Here is a 12,779-nt window from a genome sequence, read left to right as displayed (position 1 = left end):
AGCACGTGAAGGGCCCCGGCCGATCCCTGGAGGACCGGCCGGGGCCTTCATGCTTCCGGTCTCACATGCCGTCGCCGTCCCAGCGGCCGGTGGAGCGGCTGCGGACGGGCAGGGTGGAGGGGATCGGTGCGGGGACGGGCGAACCGGGCTTCCAGGCGCGGCCGCGGCCGCGGTTGTGGGCATGCCCGTCGGTGCGCTCGTCGGGGTGCTCCAGGGCGCGGGGCTCGCCGTCCCAGTGGACGCGCGCGGCTCCGCCCTCGTCGTGCGAGTGGCCGCCCGAGTGGTCATGGGAGTGATCGTCGTGGGAGTGGTCGTGCCCGTGGCCGCCCTGGAGCGAGGCGGCGTCCAGGGCCTTGGCGATGGCGATCAGGCTCTTGTCGGTGCCCCGGCCGTGCGGGACGTAGGGGTCGTCGGACTCGCCCTGGGAGAGCTGGAACTCCACCGAGGCCGTCAGCTCGGCGACGTCGCGCTCCGAGCGGGGTGGTGAGCCCGCGCCCAGGTCGTGCGAGGACTGCGACCAGCGCATCCGGTCGGCGTAGTTGGCCGCCTCGCCGCCCCAGCGGATCCACTCGTTCTGGGTGTACCAGTTGAGCAGCTCCCCGTCGGAGCGCAGGAGCCAGGTCGCCCCGCCCTCCTGGGTGGTGAAGTGGCCGTGCTTCACCCGGGCGGGACGGAAGAAGTAGGTGCCGAGGTCCAGGGTGCCGAAGTTGTACTCCATGTGGCCCTGGGTCGTGTACGCCTCCTCGTAGCAGGGGTGGTGGGCCAGGCGGTGGTCGGTCCAGCCCTCCTGGGCGTGGACGAGCCGGGTGTAGAAGCCGGTCTCGGGGTCCACGTGCAGGTACTTGATGAACAGGCCCGGCATGGGGCCGGCGTTGGGCACGGCGTCCCAGGTCATGGCCTCGGTGTCCAGGGCGATCACCTCCTCGCGGGAGCCGTCGCGGCGGTCCGCTCCGGCGTCGAAACCGGCGTCGCCGTACTCGCGGTAGTGCAGCACCTTGGTGCCCTCGGCGAACACGAGCGCCTCGGCGGGAACGCCCTTCGGCACGTAGAGGTAGCCTCCCTTGCCGTACTCCCTGCCGTCGTAGGTCATCGCCCCGTCGAGGACGTAGAACTCGGTGTTCGCGTGGTGCACGCCGGGACCGCGGCCCCAGCGGGTGTGGAAGTCGACGCGCAGCGAGCAGGAGCCGTCCTCCTCGTCCACCGACAGCCGCCGCTCACTGGCCCGGCCTTCGCCGCCGACGAGCTCGGCGCCGTGCCACACATAGTCGTTCTCCTGGATCAGTTCCACATGCGGCCGCACGTCAGCCTTCCTTTCGCAGTTCTCGCTTGAGGATCTTCCCGGCCGCGTTGCGCGGCAGGGCGGTCACGAGTTCGATCCGGCGGGGCACCTTCGGCCCGGCCAGGACCTCCCGGCAGCGCGCGACGAGCGCGTCCGGGTCGGGGGCGGCGCCGGGCAGCGGGACCACGAACGCGGTGACCCGCTCGCCCCAGCGCTCGTCGGGCAGCCCCACGACGGCGGCCTCCGCGACGCCCGGGCAGCCGGCGAGGACCTCCTCGACCTCGCGCGGGGCGATGTTCACCCCGCCGGAGATGATCATGTCCTTCTTGCGGTCGACGATCGTCACATGGCCGTCGGCGTCCTGGACGGCGATGTCGCCCGAGCTCAAGAAGCCGTCGGGGGACGTGCAGGCGGCGGTGGCGGCGGGATCGTCCAGGTAGCCGTTCATCAGGAACGGTGAGCGCGAGAACAGCTCCCCTGGCTCTCCCGGCGGCACCCGGCGGCCCTCGTCGTCGACGATCCGCAGCTCGGTGAGGAACCACGGCGGCCCGACCGAACCGGGACGGGCGTCGGCGGGACGGCTGTCGGTGACGATCCCCGCCTCGGTCGAGCCGTACAGCTCGTGCACGTCCACGCCGGGGAAGGCCTCGCGCACCCAGTCCTTGAGGGCGGCGGGCAGCGCTGCGGCGTTGAAGTAGAGGGTGTCGAGACTGGACAGGTCATGCCTGCCGACGGCGCCCGAGGCCCGGAGCTGGTGGGCGTGGGTCGGCACCAGGAAGACGCTCTGCGCCCGCACCTCCGCGACGAGCGCGAGCAGGCCGTCGGGATCGAAGGAGCGCAGCATCGCCACGGTCCCGCCGGTGAACACCGGGGCGTACCCGAACGCGAACCCCGCGCCGTGGTACATCGGCGCGACCGCGACGCTGACCCGCCCGGGGCCGAGCCGCCACTCCAGCGCCGCGCAGTAGAAGGTCAGCACCCGGGAGCGGTGGCTGATGACCACGCCCTTCGGCCGTCCCGTCGTGCCGGAGGTGTAGACGATCGTGAACGGATCGTGCTCGCCGACCGGCACCAGCGGGTCGGTCGGCGAGGCTCCGGTGAGCGCGCCCTCGTAGTTCCCGCCCAGTTCCAGGACCACCGGCGGCGGCTCGGCCACGGCCCGGGACAGCTCCCGGTCGACGACCAGCGCAGCGCAGCCCGAGTGCTCGAGGATGTACCGGTTCTCCGCCGGGGTCGACCTGGTCCCGAGCGGCACCAGGACCAGTCCCGCCTTGGCTAGCCCGGCGGCGATCTCGGGCCATTCGAGCCGGTTCCCCAGCAGCACCGCGACCCTCGCCCCGGGGGCCAGGCCCGCCGACAGCAGCGCGTTGGCCAGCCGGCTCGACCGGTCGTGCAGCCCTCGGAAGGTGAGCCTGCGCGCGCCGTCGATCACCGCGACGCCGTCCGGGCTCGCGACCGCGAACTGGCGGATCCCGCCCGCTATGGAGAGCTGCATCCCGTCTCCCGCTTGTTTCGGATGGAGAAACAGTGTTTCATTATGCCCGCAAGCATGGTCGCCGCCGGGCGGCCACGTCAAGGCGGTCGGAGGAGCGAGGGTGACCCTGCACGAGGCCCGGATCGGCAAGTACTACGAGGACTTCGAGCCGGGCGCGATCTACCAGCACCCGTTCGGGCGGACCATCAGCGAGGCCGACAACACCTGGTTCACGCTGCTGACCCTCAACACGAACCAGAACCACTTCAACGCCGACTTCGCGGCCCGGGCCCCCTACGGCCGGATCATCGTGAACTCGGGCCTGACGGTCGCGCTCGTCCTGGGCCTGTCGGTCATCGACATGAGCCAGACCGCGCTGCTCAACCTGGCCTGGACCGACATCAAGCTCACCCACCCGGTGTTCGTGGGCGACACCGTCTACGCCGAGTCGATCGTCACGGACAAGCGCGAGTCGAAGTCGCGGCCGTACGCGGGCATCCTGTCGTGCCGGACCCGCGGGCTGAACCAGGACGGCGAGGAGATCATCTCCTGGAACCGGACCGTCATGCTCTACAAGCGCGACGCCCCCCACGACAAGGGCTACTTCCCCACCGCCAAGACGGGCCCGATGCAGCCGTGAGGATCGGCTACGCCCCCTGGGGCGAGACCCTCGGCGAGCTCGTCGACGCCGCGGTCCGGGCCGAGCGGGCGGGCGCGGACACGCTGTGGGTCTCCGAACTGCACCGCAGCGCGACCGTGACCGCCGCCGCCGTGGCGGCCCGCACCGAGCGGGCCAGGATCGGCACCGCCGTCGCGCTCGCCTTCGCCCGCAGCCCCCTCGTCACCGCGCTGGAGGCTCTCGACCTGGACGAGCTGAGCGGCGGCCGGCTCGTCCTCGGCCTCGGCTCGGGGGTCCGCCGGCTGATCGAGGACTGGCACGGCCAGCCGTTCGAGGGACCGGTCGGCCGGATGCGCGACACCGTCGAGATCATCCGGCTGGTCGTCGCCTCGGCCCACACCGGGGAACCCCTGCTCCACGAGGGCGCGCGCCGCTCGCTGCGGATGCGCGGCTACCGGCGCCCCGAGCCGGTCCGCACCCGGATCCCGGTCCACCTCGCGGCGGTCGGGCCCGCCATGACCGCGCTCGCCGGGGAGATCGCCGACGGCTGGATCTCCCACGAGCTGGGCTCGCCCCGCTACCTCGCCGAGCGGATCGCCCCCGGGCTGGCCGCCGCCGGCCGCACCCCGGAGATCGTGGTGTCGGCCTGCTGCTCGATCGATCCCGACCCGGCCGCCGCCCGCCGCGCCGCCGCCGGGACGGTCGGCTTCTACGCCTCGGTCCGCACCTACGCGGACTTCTTCGCCTTCCACGGCTTCGCCGGGGAGCACGCGGCCGTCGGCGCCGCGTTCCGGGCCGGACTCCCCCCGGACGTGCCGGAGGAGATGGCCGCCGCGCTGACCCTTTCGGGCGACCCCGAGGAGGTCGCCGAGGGCGTCCGCGCCTACGCCGGGACGGCCTCCTCGATCAAGCTCGCCCCTCCCGTCCACGGGCTCGAACCGGAGCGCACCCGGCGCGCCCAGGACCGGATCATCGACCTGATCGGAGCGCTCTAGATGCGGCCCCTGCAAGACGTGCGGATCGTCAGCCTCGAACAGTACGGAGCGGGCCCCTTCGGCTCTCTGCACCTCGCCGACCTCGGCGCGGAGATCATCAAGATCGAGGACCCGAACACCGGCGGCGACGTCGGCCGGTACGTCCCGCCCTACGCCGAGGACGAGGACTCCCTGTTCTTCGAGGCGTTCAACCGCAACAAGCGGTCGGTGTCCCTGGACCTGTCGCTGCCCTCCGGACGGTCGGTGTTCGAGGATCTCGTCCGGGTCAGCGACGTCGTCTACTCCAACCTCCGCGGCGACGTCCCGGCCAAGCTGGGGATCACCTACGCCGACCTGAAGCACCTGAACCCGGCGATCGTCTGCTGCTCCCTCACCGGATTCGGCATGACGGGGCCGCGCTCGGCCGAGCCCGGATACGACTACATCCTGCAGGGGCTCGCGGGCTGGATGGACCTCACCGGCGAGCCCGACGGGCCCCCGGCCAAGTCGGGGCTGTCCCTGGTCGACTACTCCGGCGGTTTCGTCGCGGCCCTCGCCCTGCTGGCCGGGCTGCACGCGGCCCGCCGCGACGGCGTCGGCATGGACTGCGACGTCTCCCTGTTCGACACCGCCGTCTCGATGCTCACCTATCCCGGGGTGTGGCACCTCAACGCGGGCTTCTCCCCGGTCCGCACCCGCAACTCCGCCCATCCCTCGCTCGTGCCGTTCCAGGCCTTCCGGGCCGCCGACGCCTGGATCGTCGTCGGCTGCGCGAAGGAGAAGTTCTGGCAGCGGCTCACGGTCGTCATCGACCGTCCCGACCTGGCGGCCGACCCCCGGTACGCGACCTTCGCCGACCGCCGCGAGCACGCCGGGACCCTCGTCCCCGAGCTGGAGCGGATCTTCGCGGCCCGTCCGGCCGGCGAGTGGCTGGCCGCGCTGGGCGCCGCCGCCATCCCCAGCGGGCCGATCAACGACGTCGCCGCCGCGCTCGCCGATCCGCACACCGCCGCCCGCGGCCTGATCGCCGAGACCGAGCACCCCCGCTACGGCACCCTGCGCAACCTCGTCTCGCCCGTCAGGGTCGGCGACGCACCGGCCGAGCACCGCAGGGCGCCGCGCCGGGGCGAGGACTTCGACCCGATCGTGCGGGACCTGCTCGGCTACGACTCCGTCCGGATCTCGGCGTTGAACGCCGCGGGGGCCTTCGGATGAGCGTCGGCCGAACCCTGGCGGAGTGGACGCCCCGGCCGCCGGAGCGGGCCGTGACGCGCCTGCTCCTCGACGGTCTCGGCTGCGTGATGGCGGCCGTCAGGGAGGGGGCGGCCGGGCCCGCGATCACGGTGGCGCGGGCGTTCGGCGGAGTGCCCGAGGCCACGGTCCTTCCCGGACCGCTCCGGCTGCCCGCGCCCGCCGCGGCCTTCGCCAACGGCGCCCTCGCCCACGCGCTGGACTTCGACGACACCCACGCGGGCGGTCTCGTCCACCCGACGGCCGTGGTGCTGCCGGTGGCGTTCTCGGTGGGCGAGGAGACCGGCGCGAGCGGGGCGGAGATCGTCGCCGCCGCGGGGGCCGGCATCGAGACGATCTGCCGGCTGGCCGCCGCGGTCCCGCACGGCTTCCACGCGCGGGGCCTGCACGCCACATCGGTGTGCGGGGTGTTCGGGGCCGCGCTGACGGCGGCGCGGCTGTACCGGCTCGACGCCGACCGAACGGTCCACGCGCTCGGCATCGCCGGCAGCAGGGCGGCCGGGCTGCTGGAGTTCCTGCGCAGCGGCGGCACCGTCAAGCAGGTCCACACCGGGTTCGCCGCGCAGGACGGCGTGCTCTCCGCCCGGCTGGCCGAGGCCGGGCTGACCGGGCCCGAACGGATCCTCGACGGCGAGTACGGCCTCTACCGGGCGCTCCTCGGGGAGACCCCGGCCGCCACCGCGATCCTGGACGGCCTGGGCGAACGCTGGGAACTGGAACAGGTCTCCGTCAAGCCCTACCCGGCCTGCCGGCTGCTCCACGCCGCCCTCGACGCGGCCGTCCTGGTCAGGCCCTCCGTCGATCCGGCCGCCGTGGAGCGGATCGAGGTCACCCTGCACCCCGACGCCGTGCCGATCGTCTGCGGCGAGCCCCCCGTGACGCCCTACGACGCCAAGTTCAGCCTGGCGTGGAGCGTCGCGGCGCTCCTCCTCGACGGGACGCTCGACTACTCGGTGATCGACCGCCCCGAGGTCCGCGCCCTGGCCGGCCGGATCGTCGCGGTGCCCGTCGGCTCCCCGGGACCCGCCGCCGACCAGCCCGCCCGGATCACCGTCCGGCAGACCGGCGGCGCCGTGCGGCAGCGGACGGTCCCCCGCGCCTCGGGCGCCCCCGGCGACCCCCGCGTGGAACGGATCATCCGTACCAAGGCCTCGCTCGGCCCGGTCGCCGATCTCGTCCTCGACCTGGCCTCCCTGCCCTCCCTCTCCCCCGTCCTCACCGCACTGGAGGTACATCAGTGACGCTCCGCCTGCCCGGCGTCCCCGGCTACGCGGCGGCGCTCGACGCGCTCGCCTCGCACGCCTTCGACGTCGGCGACCTCGTCCATGTCACCGAGTACGTGACGGGGGCTCCGCCCGACCGGTCACCGCTCGGCGGCCACCCCGTTCCCGTCTCCACCGTGCGGGTCGCGGCCCTGCCCGGCGTCGAGGGCGGAACGCTGGTGGAGCTCACCGCCCACCCCGGCGGCGGTGAGCCGGTCCGCACCCGCGACGCGGTCGCCCGGATCGCCGACGACACCGTCTACCTGCCGAGCCTGCGCCCGCGCACCAACGGCGACTTCCGCGAGCAGTACCGCGACTGCCTCCTCCAGGCCGCCGATCTGCTGGCCGCGGCGGGACTGCGGCCCGGCGCCCTCGTCCGCACCACCGACTACACCGAGACGGCCACGCGCGCCGACTACCCCCGGTGCGGACGGCCCCGCCGCGAACTGCTCGGCGGAACCGACCGCGACGGGGCCCCGGTCTTCCCCGCCTCGGCCGGGATCCTCGTGGACGGCCTGGACTCCCGCGTCTCCCTGGACGCCCTCGCCTCCCGGGCCCCGCTGAAGACCGTCAACCCGGGATGGGAGCGGTACGACACCCTCACCTACCGTCCCGGCGTCCTGGCCGGGCGGACCCTGTTCATGTCCGGCTTCGCCGCGCTCGAACCGGTCACCCAGCGGGCGCTGTTCCCCGGCGACCTGGCCGCCCAGGCCGACTTCACCTACGCCAACGTCCAGACCGTGCTGCGGCAGGTCCCGGGCGCCGAGATCGTCTCCCTGGTGGAGTACGCGACGCCCGAGGCCGTCCCCGCCCTCGCGGCCCTGGCCCCGCTGCGGGAGAAGTACTTCGGGCCGGTCCCCGCGGTGACGACCGTGGTCTGCTCCGCGCTGCTGCGGCCGGAGTTCCTGCTCGAGGTCGTCCCCACGGCGGTGCTGCGATGAGCCTGCTCACCCCCGAGATCGAGGCGATGGTCGGCCGCGAGGTCGTCTACACCGCGCCGGAGGAGCTCGGCCGGGCGGCCATCCGCTACTTCGCGCAGGCCGTCGGCGACCGCAACCCGCTGTACACCGACGCCGCCCACGCGCGCGAGCACGGCCATCCCGACGTGATCGCCCCGCCGACGCTGCTCTGCGAGACCAACCAGTTCACCGGGCTGCCCCGCGACGACCACGGCTTCCCCGGCCACGGCTGGGACCTCGAGATCCCCGGCACCCGGCTGATCCGCGGCGGCAACTCCTACGCCTTCCACCGGCCGGCGGGCCCGTCGGACGTCGTCACCACGACCTGGCGGCTCGAGGCGGTGACCGAGCGGACCGCGGGCAACGGCGCGGCCATGCTCGTCGTGACCTCGGTCGCCCGCTACACCGACCAGCACGGCACGCTGCTGGCCACCAACGAGGAGACCCTCATCCATCTCGCCCTGGACCCGCGGTGACCGCGGTCCCGCCGCTCGAGCGGAAGATCGAGCTCGCCGACATGATCGCCTACGCCGGGGCCACCTGGGACTGGCACCGGCTCCACTACGACCCGTCCTACCTCGCCGAACGCGGTCTCGACGCCCCTGTCGTGGACGGCCAGATGTTCGGCGCCCTCCTCGCCGCGCAGGTCCAGGACTGGCTCGGCCCCGGCTGGGAGCTGACCGGGCTGCACTTCCGGTTCCGCAGCCTCGTCTTCGCCGGGGAGACCGTCCGCTGCCTCGGTGAGGTCACGGCCGAGAGCGACGACGAGATCACCGTCGCCCTGCGGATCGAGGCGGACGGCCGGGTCGCGGTCGCCCCGGCCGGCGCGGTCCTGCGCAGGCGCGGGTGAGCGTCGCGATCGCCGGGGCGGCCGAGTCCGACCTCGGCCTCACCGGGAAGTCGATCCTCCAGCTCCAGGCGCAGGCGGTCGGGCGGGCTCTCGCCGACGCGGGGCTCGCCCTCGGCGACGTCGACGGTCTCGCCACCGCGGGCGCCGGCCGGTTCTCCGCCGCGCAGGTCGCCGACTACCTCGGGCTGCGCCCGGTCTGGACCGACTCGACGTTCGCGGGCGGCTCGGCGTTCGAGATGTACGTGGCCAGGGCCGTCCAGGCGATCGAGGCCGGGCAGTGCACGACCGTGCTGATCACCTACGGTTCGGACCAGCGCTCCGCCCGCTCGCGCAGCCTCGGCGGCGCCGTCGACCCCTGGACGCCCGAAGCGCAGTTCGAGACCCCCTACGCCCCGCTGTATCCGCTGTCGTACTACGCGATGGCCGCCCAGCGCTATCTCCACGTCCACGGGCGCGGCCGGGAGTTCCTGGCGGAGATCGCCGTGGCGGCCCGCGCGTGGGCGCTGCTCAACCCGGCGGCCTTCCGTCACGAGGCGGGCCCGCTCACGGTCGAGGAGGTGCTCGCCGCCCCCATGATCTCCTCCCCGATCGGCGCGCTCGACGCCTGCCTGGTCACCGACGGCGGCGGCGCGATCGTCCTCACCTCCGCCGACCGGGCACGCGACCTGCGCCGCCCCCCGGTCCACGTCCTGGGCTACGGCGAGTGCACCACGGGAAGCTCGATGAGCCAGTCGCCCGACCTGCTGCGGACCGGCGCCCTGGTCTCCGGCCGGGCCGCGTTCGCCAGGGCGGGGCTGCGCCCGGACGACGTCGACGTCGCCCAGATCTACGACTCGTTCACCATCACCGTCGCGCTCTCCCTGGAGGACCTCGGATTCTGCGGCCGCGGCGAGGCACCGGACTTCGTCTCCGGCGGCCGGATCGCCCCCGGCGGCTCCTTCCCGCTGAACACCACCGGCGGCGGCCTGTCCTCCTGCCATCCCGGCATGCTCGGGCTGCTCCTGCTGGTGGAGGCCGTCCGGCAGCTGCGCGGCGACTGCGGGGCCCGCCAGGTGCCGGACGCGAAGATCGCTCTGGCGCACGGCACCGGCGGCATCCTGTCGTCGCACGCGACGGTCCTGCTCGGGACCGAGGAGGCGCTCCCGTGACCCCCGACGAGATCACCGCACCGTGGTGGGAGGCGACCCGGCGCCGCGTCCTGACCGTGCAGCGCTGCCTGGAGTGCGGACGGCTCCAGCACTACCCGCGCGCCCTGTGCACCGGATGCGGCGGTGACGCGCTCGACCTCGTCGAGGTCTCCGGCCGCGGCACCGTCGACTCCTTCACCGTCGTGCACCGCTCCCCTGCCGGAGAGTCCACGCCCTACACGGTCGCCCGGGTCAGGCTCGAGGAGGGCCCGATCCTGCTGACCCGGCTCACCGGCGACGGGCCGTGGGCCTGCGACCAGCCCGTCCGGCTCTCCTGGACGCCCCTCCCCGACGGGCTCAACCTGCCCGTCTTCACACCGCTGGAGCACCCCTGATGGACTTCGAGCTCACCGCCGAGCAGCGCCTGTTCCGCGCCACCCTGCGGGACTTCGCCGACCGGGAGATCCGGCCCGTGGCCCGCGAGTGGGAGGCGAGCGGCCGCTATCCCACCGAGATCGTCGCGGGAATGCGCGAGCTCGGCCTGTTCGGCCTGACCGTGCCCGAGGAGTACGGCGGGCTCGGCGCCGACCTCGTCTCCTTCGCCCTGGTCTTCGAGGAACTGTCCAAGGCGTGGATGGGGATCGCGGGAATCCTCGGCAGCCACACCCTGGCCTGCTGGATGATCGCCCGGCACGGCACGTCCGGGCAGAAGGAGCGGTACCTGCCCGAGCTCGCGACCGGCGCCCGGCGCAGCGGGATCGGCCTCACCGAACCGGGCGCGGGCACCGACCTCCAGGGCATCTCCACGGTCGCCCGCAGGGACGGCGACCGCTACCTGGTCAGCGGCACCAAGACCTGGATCACCAACGCCCGGTACGCCGACCCGCTGCCCGTCCTGGTCAAGACCGATCCGGCGGCCGACCCCGCCCACCGCGGCATGTCGGTCCTGCTCGTCGAGGCCGGGACCCCCGGCTACCGGGTCCTGCGCGACCTGCCGAAGCTCGGCTACAAGGGCACCGAGTCCTGCGAGATCGTCATGGACGCGGCCGAGGTCCCGGCCGACCGGCTGCTCGGCGGAGTCGAGGGGCGGGGGCTCCAGCAGGTCCTTTCCGCGCTGGAGATCGGCCGGATCAACGTCGCGGCCCGGTCGCTGGGCATCGCCCAGGCCGCCTACGACGCCGCCCTCGCCTACGCGGGGCAGCGGGAGGCGTTCGGGCAGAAGATCCACGACTTCCAGGCGATCCAGATGAAGCTCGCCGACATGGCCATCAAGGTGCAGTCGGCGCGCCTGCTGGTCTACTGGGCGGCCTCGCGCGCCGACGCCGGGCGCCGGGTCGACACCGAGGCCGGCATGGCCAAGACCGTCGCCTCCGAGGCGGCCATCGACTGCTCGCTCGCCGCGATGCAGATCCACGGCGGCTACGGCTACTCCACCGAGTTCGACGTCGAGCGCCTCTACCGCGACGCCCCCCTGATGAGCATCGGCGAGGGGACCAACGACATCATGCGGACCGTCATCGCCCGCGGCCTCATCTCGGGCAAGGACGTGATCGGATGAGGTCGGCGCTGTACGTGCCGGGCGACTCCCCCGCCAAACTCGCCAAGGCCCTCGGCAGCGGCGCCGACGCCCTGATCGTCGATCTCGAGGACGCCGTCCCGCTCTCGGGCAAGGCCGCGGCCAGGGGGGAGGTCGCCGCCTGGCTCGACTCCCTCGGTGACGGGGACCGTCCCGAGCTGTGGGTGCGGATCAACCCCGGCGAGGCGGGGCACGAGGACGTCCGGGCGGTGTCGCGGCCGGTCCTGGCGGGGTTCTGCGTGGCGAAGGCCGAGTCCGTGGCCGGGCTCGCCGGGCTGCTCCCCCTCCTGGACGGCCACCACCGGCTGGTCCCGCTGCTGGAGTCCGCCGCCGCGGTCCTGGCGGCGGCCGAGCTGGCCCGGGCGCCGAGGGTCGTGCGGCTCCAGCTCGGCGAGGCCGACCTGGGCGCCGACCTGGGGGTACGTCCTGGGCCGGAGGGGCTCGAGCTGCTGCTGGCCCGGTCGATGGTCGTCCTGGCGTCTGCAGCCGCCGGGATCGCGCCGGCGATGGCTCCGGTGAGCACGGAGTTCCGCGACCTCGACGCCTTCCGTGCCTCCACCGAGCGGCTGCGGGCGCTGGGCTTCGCCGGCCGGGCGTGCATCCATCCGCACCAGATCCCCGTCGTGCACGACGTCTTCACTCCCTCGGCCGACGAGATCAAGGCCGCCGAGGACGTGGTCGGCCGGTACACCGCCGCGCTGGCCGCCGGATCGGCCGTCTGCGTCGACGCCCATGGGAGGCTCGTCGACGAGGCGGTCGTCCGGTCGGCCAGGCGGGTGCTCAGCCTGCCGCGCTGAGCAGGGTCAGGGCTCGGCCGAGCGGCACGACCTCGCCGTACTTGTGCCGCAGGTCGAACAGCGCCGCCTCGTGCGGGCGGGCGTCCCGGTCGCCGCAGGCGTCCTCCACCACGTAGGGCACGAAGCCGTGCTGGAGGGCGTCCACCGCGGTGGCGCGCACGCAACCGCTGGTGGACAGCCCGCAGATCAGCAGGGAGTCGACGCCCGTCGCGGTGAGCGTCGCGGCCAGCGAGGTGCCGAAGAACGCGCTCGCGTACTGCTTGACCACCACCACCTCGCCGGGCAGCGGCGCCGGGTCCGCGGGGAACCCGCCCAGCGGGTTGCCCGCCTCGAACGCGGCGAGCGCGGGCACCTTCCGGTGGAACAGCCCGCCGTCGGCGCCGCCCGGCTGGTACTCCACCCGGGTGAACACGACCGGCACCCCGCTCTCCCTGGCCGCCGCGACCAGGGTCGCGGAGGCGGCGACCGCGTCCTCCACCCCCGCGTACAGCGGGGAGTCCGGCTCCAGGTAGGCGAGCGCGACATCGACCACCAGGACGGCCGGACGCCGCCCGAAGGCCAGGGTCCCGCCGAATCCGGCCTTCGCGTAGTCCTCTTCGAGATCCATCAGG

Annotated in this window: 14 protein-coding genes; 11 read left to right on the top strand and 3 right to left on the bottom strand. The window is 73.8% G+C overall.

Annotation, left to right across the window (positions count from 1 at the left end; all coding sequences use genetic code 11):
• Positions 1 to 61: 61 nt before the first annotated feature.
• A complete protein-coding gene (locus ABD785_RS08705) occupies positions 62 to 1,300 on the bottom strand; it encodes a DUF4437 domain-containing protein (RefSeq protein ID WP_344824407.1) in 1,239 nt (412 codons plus the stop codon).
• A 1-nt stretch (position 1,301) separates the two neighbouring features.
• A complete protein-coding gene (locus tag ABD785_RS08700; protein WP_344824404.1) occupies positions 1,302 to 2,774 on the bottom strand; it encodes a class I adenylate-forming enzyme family protein in 1,473 nt (490 codons plus the stop codon).
• Between the two features lie 100 nt (positions 2,775 to 2,874).
• On the opposite strand from ABD785_RS08700, the gene ABD785_RS08695 reads away from it, so the two are divergent.
• Genes ABD785_RS08695 through ABD785_RS08645 form a run of 11 tightly spaced genes read left to right on the top strand, consistent with a single transcriptional unit; the run spans position 2,875 to position 12,168 of the window.
• Positions 2,875 to 3,393: a MaoC family dehydratase gene (locus tag ABD785_RS08695; protein WP_344824401.1), complete on the top strand. Its 519-nt coding sequence runs from the start codon at positions 2,875 to 2,877 to the stop codon at positions 3,391 to 3,393.
• Positions 3,390 to 4,367 (top strand): LLM class flavin-dependent oxidoreductase, encoded by a 978-nt coding sequence (locus ABD785_RS08690; protein WP_344824397.1) that lies wholly within the window; start codon positions 3,390 to 3,392, stop codon positions 4,365 to 4,367. Before ABD785_RS08695 ends, ABD785_RS08690 begins: the two co-directional genes overlap by 4 nt.
• Complete coding sequence (locus tag ABD785_RS08685; protein ID WP_344824394.1) at positions 4,368 to 5,561, top strand: CaiB/BaiF CoA transferase family protein; 1,194 nt, start codon at positions 4,368 to 4,370, stop codon at positions 5,559 to 5,561.
• A complete protein-coding gene (locus ABD785_RS08680; protein WP_344824391.1) occupies positions 5,558 to 6,838 on the top strand; it encodes an MmgE/PrpD family protein in 1,281 nt (426 codons plus the stop codon). Before ABD785_RS08685 ends, ABD785_RS08680 begins: the two co-directional genes overlap by 4 nt.
• Positions 6,835 to 7,800, top strand: a complete 966-nt coding sequence (locus ABD785_RS08675) for a RidA family protein (protein WP_344824388.1) — start codon at positions 6,835 to 6,837, stop codon at positions 7,798 to 7,800. The genes ABD785_RS08680 and ABD785_RS08675 overlap by 4 nt, the downstream gene beginning before the upstream one ends.
• Entirely contained in the window at positions 7,797 to 8,294 is a 498-nt protein-coding gene (locus ABD785_RS08670; RefSeq protein WP_344824385.1) for an FAS1-like dehydratase domain-containing protein, read from the top strand. The genes ABD785_RS08675 and ABD785_RS08670 overlap by 4 nt, the downstream gene beginning before the upstream one ends.
• Positions 8,291 to 8,668: a MaoC/PaaZ C-terminal domain-containing protein gene (locus tag ABD785_RS08665; RefSeq protein ID WP_344824382.1), complete on the top strand. Its 378-nt coding sequence runs from the start codon at positions 8,291 to 8,293 to the stop codon at positions 8,666 to 8,668. Before ABD785_RS08670 ends, ABD785_RS08665 begins: the two co-directional genes overlap by 4 nt.
• Complete coding sequence (locus ABD785_RS08660; protein ID WP_344824379.1) at positions 8,665 to 9,816, top strand: acetyl-CoA acetyltransferase; 1,152 nt, start codon at positions 8,665 to 8,667, stop codon at positions 9,814 to 9,816. Before ABD785_RS08665 ends, ABD785_RS08660 begins: the two co-directional genes overlap by 4 nt.
• Positions 9,813 to 10,190 carry a Zn-ribbon domain-containing OB-fold protein gene (locus ABD785_RS08655; protein ID WP_344824376.1) on the top strand — a complete coding sequence of 126 codons (378 nt, stop codon included), beginning with the start codon at positions 9,813 to 9,815 and terminating at the stop codon, positions 10,188 to 10,190. The genes ABD785_RS08660 and ABD785_RS08655 overlap by 4 nt, the downstream gene beginning before the upstream one ends.
• Complete coding sequence (locus tag ABD785_RS08650) at positions 10,190 to 11,353, top strand: acyl-CoA dehydrogenase family protein (protein WP_344824374.1); 1,164 nt, start codon at positions 10,190 to 10,192, stop codon at positions 11,351 to 11,353. The genes ABD785_RS08655 and ABD785_RS08650 overlap by 1 nt, the downstream gene beginning before the upstream one ends.
• The gene (locus ABD785_RS08645; protein ID WP_344824371.1) at positions 11,350 to 12,168 is read left to right on the top strand and encodes an HpcH/HpaI aldolase/citrate lyase family protein; all 819 of its coding nucleotides are present in this window, start codon (positions 11,350 to 11,352) and stop codon (positions 12,166 to 12,168) included. The genes ABD785_RS08650 and ABD785_RS08645 overlap by 4 nt, the downstream gene beginning before the upstream one ends.
• On the opposite strand, the gene ABD785_RS08640 is transcribed toward ABD785_RS08645, so the two are convergent.
• Positions 12,152 to 12,775, bottom strand: a complete 624-nt coding sequence (locus ABD785_RS08640; protein WP_344824368.1) for an isochorismatase family protein — start codon at positions 12,773 to 12,775, stop codon at positions 12,152 to 12,154. The two genes, ABD785_RS08645 and ABD785_RS08640, sit on opposite strands and share 17 nt — an antisense overlap.
• Positions 12,776 to 12,779: the final 4 nt, after the last annotated feature.

Source organism: Actinocorallia longicatena (assembly GCF_039534125.1).
Classification (GTDB): Bacteria; Actinomycetota; Actinomycetes; order Streptosporangiales; family Streptosporangiaceae; genus Actinocorallia; species Actinocorallia longicatena.
This window is presented reverse-complemented; position numbering and strand designations above follow the sequence as displayed.

Bases quoted from the DNA above. Each gene is read 5' to 3' on its own strand.
- ABD785_RS08700 (WP_344824404.1), bottom strand. From the start codon at position 2,774: ATGCAGCTCTCCATAGCGGGCGGGATCCGCCAGTTCGCGGTCGCGAGC.
- ABD785_RS08685 (WP_344824394.1), top strand. From the start codon at position 4,368: ATGCGGCCCCTGCAAGACGTGCGGATCGTCAGCCTCGAACAGTACGGA.
- ABD785_RS08680 (WP_344824391.1), top strand. From the start codon at position 5,558: ATGAGCGTCGGCCGAACCCTGGCGGAGTGGACGCCCCGGCCGCCGGAG.
- ABD785_RS08670 (WP_344824385.1), top strand. From the start codon at position 7,797: ATGAGCCTGCTCACCCCCGAGATCGAGGCGATGGTCGGCCGCGAGGTC.
- ABD785_RS08650 (WP_344824374.1), top strand. From the start codon at position 10,190: ATGGACTTCGAGCTCACCGCCGAGCAGCGCCTGTTCCGCGCCACCCTG.
- ABD785_RS08645 (WP_344824371.1), top strand. From the start codon at position 11,350: ATGAGGTCGGCGCTGTACGTGCCGGGCGACTCCCCCGCCAAACTCGCC.
- ABD785_RS08640 (WP_344824368.1), bottom strand. From the start codon at position 12,775: ATGGATCTCGAAGAGGACTACGCGAAGGCCGGATTCGGCGGGACCCTG.